The organism is Mycolicibacterium hodleri (genome assembly GCF_025822245.1).
In the GTDB taxonomy this organism is placed as follows: Bacteria; Actinomycetota; Actinomycetes; order Mycobacteriales; family Mycobacteriaceae; genus Mycobacterium; species Mycobacterium hodleri.
The window spans coordinates 68,729-81,267 of sequence record NZ_JACKTL010000052.1; the positions used below are offsets into that span (position 1 = coordinate 68,729).

The following is a 12,539-nucleotide window of genomic DNA, read 5'->3' on the forward strand; positions in this document are numbered from 1 at the left end:
CAAAGGACGTCATCTGACATGACCACCACCTCTGGGGCCGCCCCCGTCGCCGGTCCCCGTCCTGTCCGTGCCCCGCGCGGAACCGAACTCTCCTGCAAGGGCTGGCAACAGGAAGCCGTCCTGCGCATGTTGATGAACAACCTCGATCCCGAGGTCGCCGAGCATCCCGACGACCTGGTCGTCTACGGCGGCACGGGGCGGGCGGCCCGCAGCTGGCCGGCCTTCGACGCGCTGGTGCGAACGCTTCGCGGGCTCGAGGACGACGAGACCATGCTGGTGCAGTCCGGCAAGCCGGTCGGCGTGTTCCGCACCAACGTGTGGGCACCCCGAGTGCTGATCGCGAACTCGAATCTGGTTGGCGACTGGGCCAACTGGGAGCAGTTCCGTGCACTGGAGGCGGCGGGTCTGACGATGTACGGCCAGATGACGGCCGGGTCGTGGATCTACATCGGCACCCAGGGCATCCTTCAGGGCACCTACGAGACGTTCGGGGCGATCGCCAAGAAGAAGTTCGGCGGCAGCCTCGCCGGCACCATCACCCTCACCGGTGGCGTCGGCGGCATGGGTGGTGCGCAGCCGCTGGCGGTCACCATGAACGAAGGCGTCGCGATCTGCGTCGACGTGGACGAGACGCGCATCGACCGGCGCATCTCCAAGCGGTATCTCGACGTCAAGGCCACCGACCTCGACGACGCGCTGGCGAAGGCCGTCGAGGCGCGAGATGCCAAGCGCCCGTTGTCGATCGGAGTGGTCGGCAACGCCGCCGAGGTCTTTCCCGCCCTGCTCGAACGCGACGCACCCATCGACATCGTCACCGATCAGACCTCGGCGCACGACCCGTTGTCCTATCTGCCGATCGGGATCGACCTCGAGGACATGAAGAAGATGTCGGAGAAGGATCCGGCCTACTTCACCGAGCAGGCGCAGGAGTCGATGGCCAAGCAGGTCGCCGCGATGGTCGGCTTCCTCGACAAGGGCGCCGAGGTCTTCGACTACGGCAACTCGATTCGCGACGAAGCCCGAAAGGCGGGTTACGGCCGTGCCTTCGACTTTCCCGGTTTCGTGCCGGCCTACATCAGGCCGCAGTTCGAAGAGGGTCTCGGCCCGTTCCGGTGGGCCGCCCTCTCCGGTGACCCGAAGGACATCGCCGCCACCGACAAGGCGATCCTGGAGCTGTTCCCGGAGAACGAGCATCTGCGGCGGTGGATCACCATGGCGGGTGAGCGCGTCGAGTTCGAGGGGTTGCCCGCCCGCATCTGCTGGCTCGGATACGGCGAACGGCACCGGGCCGGACTGAAGTTCAACGAGATGGTGGCCTCGGGCGAGGTGTCCGCCCCCATCGTCATCGGCCGCGACCACCTCGACTCGGGATCGGTGGCCTCGCCCTACCGCGAGACCGAGGCCATGCTCGACGGTTCCGACGCGATCGCGGACTGGCCGCTTCTCAACGCGATGCTGAACACGGCGTCCGGTGCGACGTGGGTGTCGATTCACCACGGCGGTGGGGTCGGCATGGGCCGCTCCATCCACGCCGGGCAGGTGTCGGTGGCCGACGGAACCGAACTGGCAGCCCAGAAGCTCGAGCGCGTGCTGACCAACGATCCCGGCATGGGCGTCATCCGCCACGCCGACGCGGGGTACGAGTACGCCGTCGAGGTGGCCGCCAGGCGAGGAGTGCGAATCCCGATGCAGGAGAGCGAATGACCTCGTTCGACTCGATGTGGGGATCCATCCTCGACGTCGGTCAGGACAAGGACACCAGGGGCTACCGCCGGTTCGCCTGGTCGGACGCCGACCTGACGCTGCGCGAGTGGTTCCGTGGCTGCGCGCAGCAGCGGGGGATGTCCTTCGAGGAGGACCGCAACGGCAACCTGTGGGCCTGGTGGCTACCGCCGGGATGGACGGGTGAGCCGACGGGCGCCTTCGTCACCGGATCGCACCTGGACTCGGTGCCCGACGGTGGCGCCTACGACGGGCCGCTCGGCGTCGTCTCCGCGTTCGCGGCGGTCGACGTCGTCCGTGCCCGCGGCGTCGTGCCGACGATTCCCGTTGCGATAGCGGCATTCTCCGACGAGGAGGGGGCCCGCTTCGGCGTCGCCTGCGTGGGTTCGCAACTCGTCACCGGTGCCCTGAGTGCTGATCGGGCCCGTGGACTGCGCGACAACGACGGGGTCACGCTCGCCGAGGCCCTGACGCGGGCGGGGCGCAATCCCGAGCACCTCGGCGTCGACGACGCGCTGCTCGCACGCATCGGCGTCTACGTCGAGCTCCACGTCGAGCAGGGCCGGGCGCTGGACCTCGTCGACCGTCCCATCGCCGTGGCGTCGTCGATCTGGCCACATGGGCGGTGGGAGTTCACCTTCGACGGCGCGGCCAACCATGCGGGCACCACTCGGCTCGTCGACCGGCGTGACCCGATGCTGGCCTTCGCGTCGTCGGTGCACGCCGCCCGGTCGGCGGCGGCCCGGCACGAGGCGGTCGCCACCTTCGGCAAGGTGCTGGTGTCGCCCAACGGCGCCAACGCGATTCCGTCCCGAGTCCGGGCATGGCTCGACGCCCGCGCCGCCGACGAGGCAACCCTGACGGCGCTGGTCGCACAAATCAGCGCCGAAGCCGGGGGATTCGCGTCCGCCGACGACGTCGACCTCCGCGTGGTCGCCGAATCCGTCACGCCCATCGTCGAATTCCCGGACGGCCCACGCGCGCGGCTGCAGCGTGCGCTGGCCCGCCTTGGCGACGTGCCGGTGCTGCCTACACAGGCCGGCCACGACGCCGGGATCCTGTCGGCGAGGGTGCCGACGGCAATGCTGTTCGTGCGCAACCCGACCGGGGTGTCGCACTCCCCGGAGGAGCACGCCGAGACCGCCGACTGCCACGTCGGTGCGGAGGCGCTCGCCGACGTCATGACGGAGTGGGTGGGGTGAGCACCTGGTGGTGTGAACACGCGTGGCTGGGCGGAGACACGGTCGCCGACCGGGTCGCCATCACGGAGTCCGACGGCCGCATCACCTCCGTCGACGTGGGCGTCGCGCCACCCCCGTCGTCGCGGCGGCTGGCGGGTCTCGTCGTGCCCGGCCTGGCGAACGCGCACTCCCACGCCTTTCATCGCGCGTTGCGCTCCCGCACCCAGCGGGATCGCGGGTCGTTCTGGACGTGGCGCGACCTGATGTACCGGGCCGCGGGTCGGCTGGACCCCGACGGCTATCGACGGCTTGCCACGGCGGTGTACGCGGAGATGGCCCTGGCCGGGATCTCGGCGGTCGGCGAATTTCACTACCTGCACCACGACGTCGGCGGCGTGCCGTACGCCGACCCCAACGAGATGGGCAAGGCTCTGATCGCCGCTGCCGCCGACGCCGGCGTGCGGCTGACCCTGCTCGACACGTGTTATCTGAGTGCGGGAGTCGACGGCGCACCGTTGGCCCCGGGGCCGCAGGAGCGCTTCGGCGACGGCAGTGGCGACCGCTGGGCCGAGCGGGTGGAGGAGCTTCACCGGCAGGTCTCCGACGACCACGTCGTCGTCGGCGCGGCACTGCATTCGGTGCGCGGCGTGCCACTCGAGCACATGCCGGCGGTCGTCGAGTGGGCCGACGCGCACGGCGCCCCCCTGCACGTGCACTCCTCCGAGCAGACCGCCGAGGTCGACCAGTGCCTCGCCGTGCACGGCGCCACCCCGACGGCGCTGCTGCGGGACGCGGGCGTACTCGGTCCCCGGACCACCGCCGTGCACGCCACGCACCTGACCGACGAGGACCTCGTCGACCTCGACCGAACTGCCACGGGGGTGTGCTTCTGCCCGACCACCGAGCGCGACCTCGGGGACGGCATCGGGCCGGCCGCCGCCCTCCTGGCCGGCCGCGGGCCGTTCAGTCTCGGGTCGGACTCCCATGCGGTGGTCGACCTGTTCGAGGAGGCCCGCGCCACCGAACTCGACGAGCGCCTGGCCCGCCGGGAACGGGGCATCGTGGCGGCCGAGAGATTGCTCGCCGCAGCCACTCTCGACGGACATCAGGCCCTCGGGTGGGCGGACGCGGGTGTCCTGCGCGTCGGTGCGCGCGCCGACCTGGTGGCGGTGGACCTGGCGTCGGTGCGCACCGCCGGTGGCGGTGCGACCGTCGAGAACGTGGTGTTCGCGGCCACTGCCGCCGACGTCACCGACGTCGTCGTCGACGGTCGCGTCGTGGTGGCCGATCGGCGGCACCGCGGCGTCGACGACGTGGGCGGCGCACTGGCCGAGACCATTTCGGCGCTGATGGAGGAGTCCGCTCGATGACCACGTTGTACACCGGAATCGGCGAACTGGTCACCAACGACCCGAGCCAGGGGGACGGAACTGCCCTCGGCATCGTCAGGGACGGCGCGGTGGTGGTCGAGGGGGACCGCATCGCGTGGGTCGGGCAACGGGAGCACGCCCCGGACGCCGACTCCCGCGTCGACCTCGGCTACGCGAGCGTGATCCCCGGATTCGTGGACAGCCATGCGCATCTGGTGTTCGCGGGGGAGCGGTCCGCGGAGTTCGCGGCGCGGATGAGCGGGCAGGCCTACGCGGCCGGCGGCATCGCCACCACGGTGGCGGCCACCAGGGCTGCCGACGATTCGACCCTCGATCACGGCCTCCAGCGGCTAGCCGACGAACTCCTCCGTGGTGGCGTCACGACGTTCGAGACCAAGAGCGGTTACGGTTTGACCGTCGCCGACGAGGCCAGGGCGTTGCGGCTGGCGGGCGCGTTCACCGAGGAGACGACCTTCCTCGGGGCCCACGTCGTGCCCCAGGAGTACCGCGACGACCGCGACGGGTACGTCGACCTGGTCGTCGGCCCGATGATGCAGGCGTGTGCGCCGCTGGCGCGCTGGGTCGACGTCTTCTGCGACAGAGGCGCCTTCGACGTCGACGAGACCAGAACGATCCTGCAGGCGGGGATGGCCGCGGGTTTGGTGCCGCGGCTGCATGCGGGTCAGCTCGAGCAGGGCGCGGGGATCCAGTTGGCCGTCGAGTTGGGGGCGGCCTCGGTGGACCACTGTACGTACGCCGCCGACGCCGACGTCGCCGCGCTCGCCGCGGCGGCCGACACGACGGTCGCGACGTTGCTTCCCGGCGCGGAGTTCTCCACTCGCGCAACGTGGCCCGACGCCCGACGGTTCCTCGACGCCGGCGCCACGGTCGCGTTGGCGACCGACTGCAACCCGGGGTCGTCGTTCACCTCCAGCATGTCGTTCTGCATCGCCGTCGCGGTGCGCGACATGTACTTCACCCCGGCGCAGGCGCTGTGGTCGGCGACCGCGGGCGGCGCCAAGGCGTTGCGCCGTGACGACGTCGGGGTCCTCGCAGTCGGTCGGCGGGCGGACTTCGTCGTGCTGGACGCGCCGTCGTACGTCCACCTGGCCTATCGGCCCGGCGTTCCGCTGGTCCGCGACGTGGTCACCGGAGGACTGCCCGCCGACCGCCCGCATGACGTACGCATCCGTCGAGAGACCCCGTGAACGTGCGTGCAGTCGGCGGGGGTCAGGCCAGCGTGGCCCGCACCCCCACCGTGATGTACGGCAGTGCCAAGCCGGTCGTGTTGACCAGAGCGGGGTGCGTCGCCAGCAGCGTGCGCACGTCTTCGAGGGTCTTGGAGCGCACCGCGGCAGGGGAGGTGATGCAGTAGCTCCGCGACGCCACCAGGTCGATGAGCGCTTGCGGCGTCAGGTAACTCGTCCACTCGAACTGCTGACGCTCCAGCCCGACGAACGGCGCGGGCAGCGTGACCTGGCGGCTGAACGGGTCTTCCTCGTGGCCCACGATGCGGCCGAGATCCTTCACCCAGCCCAGGCGTTCATCGCGGGTGTTCCATACCAGGCCCAGGCGTCCGCCGGGACGCAGCACCCGGGCGACCTCCTTGATGGCGCGCTCGGGATCGAACCAGTGCCAGGCCTGGGCCACCAGCACCGAGTCGACGCTGTCGTCGGGCAGCGGAATCTCCTCGGCACTGCCGAGCAGCGCGGGGGTGTCGGGCAACGACCGGCTCAGGACCTCGAGCATCTCGGGGATGGGGTCGACGGCGATGACGTCGAGCCCGCGTTCGACCAGCCGAATCGTCAGCTTGCCGGTGCCGGCGCCGAGGTCGAGCACGTTGCGTGCACCGCTGTGAAGAAGCCAGTCGATGGCCTCCGGCGGGTAGGACGGTCGGCCCCGTTCGTAGGCCGCGGCCTCCTCGCCGAAGGACAGGGAACGCTGCCGCGTTTCGTCGGTGGTCACGTCGCCGCGAACTCCAGTGTCTGCCTGATCAACGCGTAGACCGCGTCGGTCTCGACGAGGAAGCCGTCGTGACCGAAGGCCGAGTCGACGACGTTGAGCCCGGTGCACGTCGGCAGCAGGTCAGCCAGCTCCTGCTGTAATCGCAACGGATACAAGCGATCCGAGGTGATGCCTCCGACGATCACCGGCACGGTGACCCGGTTCAGGGCTGCCGCCACCCCACCCCGGCCGCGGCCGACGTCGTGACTGCTCAACGCGTCGGTCAGCGCGACGTAGGTGCCGGCGTCGAAACGGCGGGCCAGCTTTCCGCCCTGGTGCTCGAGGTAGCTCTGCACCGCGTAGCGCCCGCCGGTGACGGGGTTCTCGTTGCCCTGGGCGTCGTTGCCGAACCGCTCGTCGAGCTCGGCCTCGCCGCGGTAGGTCAGGTGCGCGAAGCGGCGGGCGATCTCCATGCCGTCCTGCGGCGAGCGGCCGGTGCCGTGGTAGTCGCCGTTCTGCCAGTGGGGATCTGCCTTGATGGCCGCCACCTGCGTGCACTGGGTGCCGATCTGATCGGCGGTCGCGCGCGCTCCCACCGCCAGAACCAGTGCCGCCCTGGTGGTCTCGGGATGTCCGACGATCCACTCCAGTGCGCGGGCACCGCCCATCGATCCGCCGACGACCGCGGCGACCTGGGTGATGCCCAGCGCCGCGAGGGCCGCGAGATCGGCGGTGACCTGGTCGCGCACCGTGATCGCGGGGAACCGCGACCCCCATGGCTTTCCGTCTGGCGCAATCGAACTGGGGCCGGTCGAGCCGCGGCAGCCGCCCAGCACGTTGGTGGCGATCGCACACCAGCGGTCGGTGTCGACGGGTGCGCCGGGTCCGGCCACTCCGTCCCACCAACCGGGCGTGGGGTGCTCGGGTCCCGCGGGGCCGGTCACGTGGGAATCGCCCGTCAACGCATGCAGGACGACGACGGCGTTGTCGCGATTCGCCGACAGCTCACCCCACCGCTGCACCGCGATGCGGACGTCGTCGAGAACCACCCCGGACTCCAGGGTCAGTGAACCGACGTCGACGATGCCGATCTCGCCCTCTGCGGGCAGCGTCACCAGGGGAGTGTCGGGGGCTTCGATGATCGTCACTTCTCTTCTCTCACGACGAGGTTCACCGTCACACCGAGACCGTGGCCTGCGGGGCCGCGGAGACGGCGTTGGCGGCGACGAAGCCCTGCTCGAGGTCGGCGATGATGTCGTCGATCCCCTCGATTCCGACGGCCAGCCGGACCAGCCCGGGCGTGACGCCGGTGGCGAGTTGTTCGGCGGGTGAGAGCTGCGCGTGTGTCGTCGAGGCGGGGTGGATCACCAGGGACCGGACGTCGCCGATGTTGGCGACGTGGCTGTGCAGCGTCAAGGCGTTGACGAACGCCTTGCCGGCCTCGATGCCGCCGGCCAGCTCGAAGGCCAGCACTGCGCCGGTTCCCTTGGGCGCCAACTTCTTTCCGATGCCATACCACGGCGACGTCGGCAGCCCCGCGTAGTTGACCGACACCACGCCGTCGTGAGCGCTGAGGAATTCGGCGACCCGCTGGGCGTTCGCGACATGCCGTTCGACGCGAAGGCTCAGGGTCTCGAGGCCCTGGGCGATGAGGAAGGCGTTGAATGGTGCGCCCGCCGAGCCGAGGTCGCGCAGCAGCTGCACCCGCGCCTTCAGGGCGTAGGCCGGCGGTCCGAGTTCGGCGAACACCACGCCGTGATAGCTGGGGTCCGGGGTCGTGAAGCCGGGGTGACGGCCCTGGGTCCAGTCGAAGTTTCCGCCGTCGACGATCACGCCGGCGATCGCCGTGCCGTGCCCGCCCAGGTACTTGGTCGCCGAGTGCACCACGATGTCGGCGCCGTGGGCGATCGGCTGGATGAGGTACGGCGTGGCAATCGTGTTGTCCACGATCAGCGGGACGCCGTTCTCGTGGGCCACCGCCGCGACGCCGGGGATGTCGAGGACGTCGATCTGCGGGTTGGAGATGGTCTCACCGAAGAACGCCTTGGTGTTGGGCCGCACGGCCGCCCGCCACGAGTCCAGGTCGTCGGGATTCTCGACGAAGGTGGTCTCGATGCCCAACTTCGGCAGCGTGTAGTGGAAGAGGTTGTACGTGCCGCCGTACAACCGGGGCGAGGACACGATGTGGTCTCCCGCGCCTGCGAGGTTGAGGATCGCGAAGGTCTCGGCCGCCTGCCCCGAGGACAGGAACAGCGCGGCGACACCGCCTTCCAGTGCCGCGATGCGTTGTTCGACGACGTCCTGGGTGGGGTTCATGATGCGGGTGTATATGTTGCCCGGCTCGGCCAGCCCGAACAGGGCCGCCGCGTGGTCGGTGTCTCGGAAGGCATACGACGTGGTCTGGTAGATCGGCAGCGCACGCGCGCCGGTGGCGACGTCGGGGCTCTGGCCGGCGTGCACCTGCTTGGTCTCGAATGCCCATGTGGCAGTCGGGTCGAAGTCGTCGGTCATGAAGGAATGTCTCCTGAAATGAGATGGGGGTGCCCTGGCGGCACGAATCAGGTGTGGGAATGGTTCAGCGTCAACAACACAACGGGGGCCTCCGCATCAGGTTTCCCTGTCTACTAAGGGGCCCGTCATGGCGGGCCCGCGCTTGCCGTGTAGCCGTTCGGTGTCGTCCGAACGACTACTCAACCTGGTCAATCACCCGGGGCACCCCACCGCGGTTGGAGGGTTGCCGGCCAGCGAGCCGGGGCTTGACGCTGGCACTCATGACCGAAACGAAGCGTATCTCGTGATCCGTTGGTGGTGCCAGTGGGTTCTACGTGGGGCAGCCCTGGCGGGTGGGCGCGTCGAGTGCCTTGGGGGCGTCCTCGATCGATTGGTGCACCAGGTCGAGGACCCGTGGGTCCCACGTCATCGCCGTATTCCACTCCAGCCCGGCGGCATTGGAGACGAAGATGCTGTGGGTGTCGTCGACGGTGTAGCAGCGACGGTGCGGCAGTACCGAGTCGGCGACGTCGACCGCGTGCGCGCTGGACAGGGCGACCAGTCCGTCGTTGGGCCACACGGCGGGATTGACCTTGCCCGGCATGGTGAACCTCTTCCCGGCGATCAACACGACCGGGATCTGGTCGAGCACCCCGGATTGGAACTGGTTCCACCCGTTCGCGCCCATCAGGAAGGCCTGGTTGACCTCGCGGCCGCTGCCGGACATCAGGCGCAGCACTTCGTCCTTCATGCCCGTCATCGCGGATTCGCAGAGGTGGTTGCCAAGGCAGTCGCTCAGGGGCAGGTTCCCGTTGGCGTAGTCCGACAGGTAGGAGCCCTGCCAGGGCGTGCCCAGGGTGGTCAGCGATCGGACGTGCACCGGTGAGTTCGTGCTGGTCAGGACCCGGATGGCGGCCCGTGAGTACAGGCCGCCCATCGAGTGGGCGACGACGTCGACGTCGGTGACTCCCTTGTTGGCGTGCAGCCAGTCGAGGAAGCGGGCCAGGTGTTCGCCGGCGGTGTCGATGCTGGCGGTCGAGTCGACCGTCATGTTCTCCGGCAGCGTGACCGGGCAGATTCCGAAGGGGCCGAAACCGGTCTGGTCCACCACCTGCCCACGACCGGCCATGGCCGGTGAGGTGAAGACGGCGTAGCCCTGCTTCAGCAGGTGTGCGCGCAGGGCGGTGTCGGTGTTGCCGGCGGCCAGACCGGTGGCGCAGGCCTGGTCGGGGGTGGTGAACGGGCTGGTCGCGTCCCCGCCGGAGACGATCACGACGGCTTGGGAGGCCGGACGTTTCTGGGGTTCCTGCGGTGCGGCGGGCTCCGTGCCACAGCTGGCCGTCAGCACCATCGTCAGGATTGCGGTGGCCGCTGCCAGTAGTCGCCTCACGAGGCGGCATCGTAACTTTCCCTTGCGTCAATTAGGCGCGATTCGTCGACGGTGTGACCGGCGGCATGTACCGGTCGGTGGTCGGGTCGACGCGGGTCACCCACGCCATCTACGGCAGGAGAGCTACGCGTAGGTTCGTACTCGACGCGATAATGACCGTGAACGCAGACCGACCGTGACGCCGGGAGACAGACAAGTGACTGAGCAGCCGACCATCATCTACACGCTGACCGACGAGGCGCCGCTGCTTGCGACGTACGCCTTCCTCCCGGTGTTGCGCGCCTTCGCCGGCGCCGCCGGCATCGAGGTCGAAACCAGCGACATCTCCGTCGCGGCCCGCATCCTGGCCGAGTTCTCCGACTACCTGACCGAAGAGCAGCGGGTGCCGGACAACCTTGGCGCGCTCGGCAAGCTGACGCAGCTGCCGGAGACCAACATCATCAAGCTGCCGAACATCAGCGCCTCGGTGCCGCAGCTGCTGAACGCCATCAAGGAGCTCAAGGCCAAGGGCTACGACCTTCCGGACTATCCGGGCGAGCCGAAGACCGAGGAAGAGAAGACGATCAAGCAGCGCTACGGCACCTGCCTGGGCAGTGCGGTGAACCCCGTACTGCGCGAAGGCAACTCGGACCGCCGCGCGCCCAAGGCCGTCAAGGAGTACGCCCGCAAGCACCCGCACAGCATGGGGAAGTGGTCGCAGGCCTCGCGCACCCACGTGGCGACGATGAGGCACGGCGACTTCTACCACGGTGAGAAGTCGTTGACGCTGGACGAGGCCCACACCGTGCGGATGGAGCTGAAGACCAAGAGCGGCGAGACCCTGGTGCTCAAGCCCGAGGTGAAGCTCGACGCGGGCGACGTCATCGACAGCATGTTCATGAGCAAGAAGGCGCTGTGTGAGTTCTTCGAGACGGAGATGCAGGACGCCTACGAGACCGGCGTGATGTTCTCGCTGCACGTCAAGGCGACGATGATGAAGGTCAGCCACCCCATCGTCTTCGGACACGCCGTCAAGGTGTTCTACAAGGACGCGTTCGCCAAGCACCAGCAGCTGTTCGACGAACTGGGCGTCAACGTCAACAACGGCTTGAGCGACCTCTACGCCAAGATCGAGTCGCTGCCCGCGACGCAGCACGAAGAGATCATCCGCGACCTGCACGCCTGCCACGAGCACCGCCCCGAGCTGGCGATGGTCGACTCGGCGAAGGGCATCACCAACTTCCACTCGCCCAGCGACGTGATCGTCGACGCGTCCATGCCGGCGATGATCCGCGCCGGCGGCAAGATGTACGGCGCCGACGGCAAGCTCAAGGACACCAAGGCCGTCAACCCCGAGTCGACGTTCTCCCGCATCTACCAGGAGATCGTCAACTTCTGCAAGACCCACGGCCAGTTCGACCCCACGACGATGGGCACCGTGCCCAACGTCGGCCTGATGGCGCAGAAGGCCGAGGAGTACGGCAGCCACGACAAGACCTTCGAGATTCCCGAAGACGGCGTCGCCGACATCGTCGACGTCGACACCGGCGAGGTGCTGCTCACGCAGAACGTCGAGGAGGGCGACATCTGGCGCATGCCCGTCGTGAAGGACGCCCCCATCCGGGACTGGGTGAAGCTCGCGGTCACCAGGGCGCGTGACTCCGGCATGCCGGTGGTGTTCTGGCTCGACCAGGAACGCCCGCACGAGAACGAGCTGCGGGCACTCGTCACCACCTACCTCGCGGACCACGACACCGAGGGTCTCGACATCTCGATCATGAGCCAAGAGCGGGCGATGCGGCACACCATCGAACGCGCGATGCGCGGCCAGGACACGATCGCCGCCACCGGCAACATCCTGCGCGACTACCTGACCGACCTGTTCCCGATCCTGGAGCTGGGCACCAGCGCGAAGATGCTGTCCATCGTGCCCCTGATGGCCGGCGGCGGGTTGTACGAGACCGGTGCGGGCGGGTCGGCACCCAAGCACGTCAGCCAGCTGGTGGAGGAGAACCACCTGCGCTGGGATTCCCTCGGCGAGTTCCTCGCGTTGGCCGCCAGTCTCGAGGGGCTCGGTTCCAAGGAGGACAACCAGAAGGCCAAGATCCTCGCCACGACGCTGGACGCGGCCACCGGAAAGCTGTTGGACGAGAACAAGAACCCGTCGCGCAAGACCGGCGAGCTCGACAACCGGGGCAGCCAGTTCTACCTGGCCATGTACTGGGCGCAGGAGCTCGCCGCGCAGACCGAGGACGCCGAGCTGGCCGACTACTTCGGGCCGCTGGCCAAGGCGTTGGCCGACAACGAGGAGACCATCGTCTCCGAACTCAATGGCGTGCAGGGTGATTCGGTCGACATCGGTGGTTACTACTACCCGGACGTCGAGAAGGTCACGGCGGTGATGCGCCCGAGCAAGACGTTCAACGAGGCGTTGGAGTCCGCGCACGGCTGACGCGTGACGGT

General features: G+C 68.9%; 9 protein-coding genes and 1 riboswitch. Of the genes, 5 read left to right on the forward strand and 4 right to left on the reverse strand.

The features are described from left to right. Nucleotides 1–18: 18 nt before the first annotated feature. From hutU to hutI, 4 genes are read left to right on the forward strand one after another with little or no spacing between them, the layout of a single operon-like run. A complete protein-coding gene (gene hutU, locus H7J06_RS22150; RefSeq protein ID WP_264041309.1) occupies nucleotides 19–1,704 on the forward strand; it encodes a urocanate hydratase in 1,686 nt (561 codons plus the stop codon). Then, nucleotides 1,701–2,924, forward strand: a complete 1,224-nt coding sequence (locus tag H7J06_RS22155) for an allantoate amidohydrolase (protein WP_264041311.1) — start codon at nucleotides 1,701–1,703, stop codon at nucleotides 2,922–2,924. Before hutU ends, H7J06_RS22155 begins: the two co-directional genes overlap by 4 nt. Beyond that, a complete protein-coding gene (locus tag H7J06_RS22160; RefSeq protein ID WP_264041312.1) occupies nucleotides 2,921–4,273 on the forward strand; it encodes a formimidoylglutamate deiminase in 1,353 nt (450 codons plus the stop codon). Before H7J06_RS22155 ends, H7J06_RS22160 begins: the two co-directional genes overlap by 4 nt. Continuing rightward, complete coding sequence (gene hutI, locus H7J06_RS22165; RefSeq protein ID WP_264041314.1) at nucleotides 4,270–5,481, forward strand: imidazolonepropionase; 1,212 nt, start codon at nucleotides 4,270–4,272, stop codon at nucleotides 5,479–5,481. Before H7J06_RS22160 ends, hutI begins: the two co-directional genes overlap by 4 nt. 22 nt (nucleotides 5,482–5,503) lie before the next feature. Here hutI and H7J06_RS22170 read toward each other — a convergent pair whose 3' ends face one another. The 4 genes from H7J06_RS22170 to H7J06_RS22185 form a co-directional block, all read right to left on the reverse strand. Beyond that, on the reverse strand, nucleotides 5,504–6,238 hold the full coding sequence (locus tag H7J06_RS22170) for a class I SAM-dependent methyltransferase (RefSeq protein WP_264041316.1): 735 nt from the start codon (nucleotides 6,236–6,238) through the stop codon (nucleotides 5,504–5,506). Next, nucleotides 6,235–7,365, reverse strand: coding sequence for a homoserine O-acetyltransferase MetX (metX, locus tag H7J06_RS22175; protein ID WP_308205816.1), 1,131 nt, complete (start codon nucleotides 7,363–7,365; stop codon nucleotides 6,235–6,237). Before metX ends, H7J06_RS22170 begins: the two co-directional genes overlap by 4 nt. A 28-nt stretch (nucleotides 7,366–7,393) precedes the next feature. After that, complete coding sequence (locus H7J06_RS22180) at nucleotides 7,394–8,728, reverse strand: bifunctional o-acetylhomoserine/o-acetylserine sulfhydrylase (protein WP_264041318.1); 1,335 nt, start codon at nucleotides 8,726–8,728, stop codon at nucleotides 7,394–7,396. A gap of 133 nt (nucleotides 8,729–8,861) precedes the next feature. After that, nucleotides 8,862–8,994: riboswitch (SAM riboswitch) on the reverse strand. A 44-nt stretch (nucleotides 8,995–9,038) separates the two neighbouring features. Next, on the reverse strand, nucleotides 9,039–10,097 hold the full coding sequence (locus H7J06_RS22185) for an esterase/lipase family protein (protein ID WP_264041320.1): 1,059 nt from the start codon (nucleotides 10,095–10,097) through the stop codon (nucleotides 9,039–9,041). 196 nt (nucleotides 10,098–10,293) lie between these two features. On the opposite strand from H7J06_RS22185, the gene H7J06_RS22190 reads away from it, so the two are divergent. Beyond that, nucleotides 10,294–12,528 (forward strand): NADP-dependent isocitrate dehydrogenase, encoded by a 2,235-nt coding sequence (locus tag H7J06_RS22190; RefSeq protein WP_264041322.1) that lies wholly within the window; start codon nucleotides 10,294–10,296, stop codon nucleotides 12,526–12,528. Nucleotides 12,529–12,539: the final 11 nt, after the last annotated feature.